Annotated in this window: 2 protein-coding genes and 1 pseudogene; 2 read left to right on the plus strand and 1 reads right to left on the minus strand. The window is 74.4% G+C overall.

Features of this window, described 5'->3' with window-relative positions:
* Positions 1–329 (plus strand): annotated as a pseudogene (locus KBX53_RS36635) (cobalamin biosynthesis protein); the annotation flags it as partial.
* Positions 326–1,867, plus strand: coding sequence for a cobyric acid synthase (locus KBX53_RS29085; protein ID WP_030333420.1), 1,542 nt, complete (start codon positions 326–328; stop codon positions 1,865–1,867). The pseudogene KBX53_RS36635 and the gene KBX53_RS29085, both read left to right, overlap by 4 nt.
* A gap of 161 nt (positions 1,868–2,028) precedes the next feature.
* Here the strand turns inward: KBX53_RS29085 and KBX53_RS29090 are convergent, their stop codons facing one another.
* On the minus strand, positions 2,029–2,430 hold the full coding sequence (locus tag KBX53_RS29090) for a rhodanese-like domain-containing protein (protein WP_210862790.1): 402 nt from the start codon (positions 2,428–2,430) through the stop codon (positions 2,029–2,031).
* Positions 2,431–2,630: the final 200 nt, after the last annotated feature.

Consider the following 2,630-nt stretch of genomic DNA (forward strand, 5'->3'; position numbering starts at 1 on the left):
AGGTGCGGCCGTTCCTCGGCGACGGTCCCCGCCCGGAGGCGCGGCACCTCAAGCGGGCCGCCCGGATCTCCGGCGCGGTGGGGCTGGCCGCGGTGGGGCTGGCCGCCGCGTACCCGGTGACCCTCGGCCGGCTGATCGGCGCCGTGGGCCGGCGCGGGTTGACCGCCGTGACCGGCGGGCGCGTGCGGGCCGGCGGGACCGGGCTGGCAGCCGGGGTCGGCACGCGCGGACTGGTCGGGCGGCGTGGGTTGGCCGTCGGGGCCGGCGGGCGCGGGCGGGCCGGCGGAGTGGACGCGGGTGTCGGGGTGCGGCGGGGGAACGGGCGGTGAGTGGCGGGCTGCTGGTGGCCGGCACGACGTCCGACGCGGGCAAGAGCGTGCTCACCGCCGGCATCTGTCGCTGGCTGCACCGCCAGGGCGTGAAGGTGGCGCCGTACAAGGCGCAGAACATGTCGAACAACTCGGCCGTGGTCGTCGGGCCGGACGGGCGCGGCGGCGAAATCGGGCGCGCCCAGGCCATGCAGGCCGCCGCGTGCGGGCTCGCACCCGACCTGCGGTTCAACCCGGTGCTGCTCAAGCCGGGCAGTGACCTGGCCAGTCAGGTGGTGCTGCTGGGCGAGGCGGTCGACACGATCACCGCCGGCACCTTCCGGCAGTTGCGCCCCCGGCTCGCCGAGACCGCGTACGCCGCGCTCGCCGAGCTGCGCGAGACGTACGACGTGGTGATCTGCGAGGGCGCCGGCAGCCCCGCCGAGATCAACCTGCGGGCCGGTGACTACGTCAACATGGGGCTGGCCCGGCACGCCAACCTGCCCACCATCGTCGTCGGCGACATCGACCGGGGCGGTGTGTTCGCCTCGATGTTCGGCACCGTGGCCCTGCTCGACCCGGCCGACCAGGCGCTGATCGCCGGCTTCGTGATCAACAAGTTCCGGGGTGACCGCGGACTGCTCCAGCCGGGTCTGGACATGCTGCGTCAGGTCACCGGCCGTCCCACGTACGGGGTGCTGCCCTGGGCGCTGGACCTGTGGCTCGACGCGGAGGACTCTCTCGCCTACGGCCGGGTGCTCGGGCGCCCCGCCGCCCCGCACGGCACCGAATGGCTGGACGTGGCCGTCGTTCGCCTGCCCCGGGTCAGCAATGCCACCGACGTGGAGGCGCTCGCCACCGAGCCGGGTGTCCGGGTACGCCTCACCATCGAACCGGCCGAGCTGGCCGCCGCCGACCTGGTCGTCCTGCCCGGCTCCAAGTCCACCGTCGCCGACCTCGCCTGGCTGCGCGAGACCGGCCTCGCCGACGCGGTCGCCACCCATGTGGCGGCCGGCAAACCTCTGCTCGGCCTCTGCGGCGGCTTCCAGATGCTCGGCCGCGCCATCCACGACCCGGTGGAGAGTCGGCAGGGCAGCGTGCCGGGGCTCGGTCTGCTGCCCATCGAGATCACCTTCGATCCGCGCAAGACCGTGCGGCAGTCGGTGGGCACCGGCCACGGTGGCCTTCCGGTGCACGGCTACGAGATCCACCACGGGTACGTGTCCCAGGCCGACCCCGGCCTGCCGCCGCTGCTGACCGGCGACGACGGTGTCGGAGAGGGGGCCGTGCTCGGCGCGGTACACGGCACGCACTGGCACGGGGCGTTCGAGTCCGACGGCTTCCGCCGGTGGTTCCTCACCGAGGCGGCTCGCCTGGCCGGCCGCAGCGGGTTCCGGGTCGCACCGGCCACCAGCTTCGCCGCCGCCCGGGAACGCTCGCTTGATCTGCTCGGCGACCTGGTCGAGGAACACCTGGACACCGATGCCCTCTGGCGTCTCATCGAAGCCGGCCCACCCGCCGGCCTCCCCTTCATCCCACCCGGCGCGCCACCCTCCTGACTGGGACACCGTCCCCTGGGGACTGTGCAGGTGGGGACCGCCCATGATCGTGCTCGATCGTTGTTCCAGGGGCCTCTCCGCGCGAGGAGGGGCCTGTTTCGTGGATCGAGCGCGATCGTGAGCCGGGCTGCCCGCCGGTGGTGGGCGCCCGGTGGTGGGAGTCAGGGGCGGACGTCGGCGGGGCGGTCGGTGGTGGGCAGGCCCGCGGCGAGCCAGGCGTCCACACCGCCGATCATGTCGGTGGCCCGGCGCAGCCCGAGGGTCTGCAAACTGGCGGCGGCCAGGCTGGAGCTGTAGCCCTGCCGGCACACCAGCACGATCTCCCGGTCGTACCCGGTGGCCTCCGGGATCCGCCAGGCGCTGGCCGGATCGAGGCGCCACTCCAGTACGGTCCGGTCGATGACGACCGCGCCCGTCAGGTCGCCCTGTTCGCGGCGTTGCAGGTCGGTACGGGTGTCGACCAGCAGCGCGCCGCCGCGGACCGCCTCGACGGTCTGCTGCGGAGTCAGTCGGTGCAGCCCGGCGCGGGCCTGTTCGAGCAGGGCGTCTATGCCGGGGCTCATCACGTCTCGGAGCACCACCCGATCATCCCGATTCGGTGGCACCCCGGGCGGCGAACGGGCCGCCCGTCACCCGTCGTCGCCCCAATTCCCCCGGACGTGACGGTGGCCGGCCAGGGCGACCAGCCGGACGGGGCACGGTGGCCCACCCTGGCCCCTCAGCCAGCATGATCGACACGGCCGCGCGGGGGCCCGTCGGCAGG

Origin of the sequence: Micromonospora sp. M51, assembly GCF_018070305.1 — a bacterium.
In the GTDB taxonomy this organism is placed as follows: Bacteria; Actinomycetota; Actinomycetes; order Mycobacteriales; family Micromonosporaceae; genus Micromonospora; species Micromonospora parva.